General features: G+C 76.3%; 1 pseudogene. It reads left to right on the forward strand.

What is annotated here, in order from left to right:
* Window positions 1-136 precede the first annotated feature (136 nt).
* Window positions 137-528, forward strand: a pseudogene (locus O3Q52_RS54000) (ATP-binding cassette domain-containing protein); the annotation flags it as partial.

Here is a 528-nt window from a genome sequence, read left to right on the forward strand (position 1 = left end):
TGACGTTCGTGCTGGTCGACTACAAGGGTGGCGCGGCCTTCAAGGACTGTGAGGCGCGGTGCCCCCGCCCGCGGTCGTCGCGTCCCATCGCGGCGGCCCGGAAGCCACAACCGAGCCCGGCGACCCGACCGGACCCCCGGTCGTCGAACTGCACGGCGTCTCCGTGCGGTTCGGCCGTGGGCCGCGGGCCGTGCAGGCGCTGCACGACGTGTCGCTGACCGTGCGGCCCGGGGAAACCCTCGGGCTCGTCGGGGAGTCCGGGTCAGGCAAGTCGACGGCGGCCCGGGTCGCGCTCGGGCTGGTGGCGCCCTCCTCCGGTTCGGTGTCGCTGTTCGGTGCCGATCTCCGGCGGGCCGGGGGGCGTGCGCGCCGGGCCCTGCTCTCCGGCGTCGGCGTGGTGCTGCAGGACCCGGTGGCCTCGCTGGACGCGCGGATGAGCGTGGCGGAGTGTGTCGCCGAGCCGTTGCGGGTGCACCGCCGCGGGATGGCGGCGGCCGAGCGCCGGGAGCGGGTCGCGGAGGAGATCGG

The sequence above is a fragment of the Streptomyces sp. ActVer genome, from assembly GCF_027270795.1.
GTDB lineage: Bacteria > Actinomycetota > Actinomycetes > Streptomycetales > Streptomycetaceae > Streptomyces > Streptomyces umbrinus_A.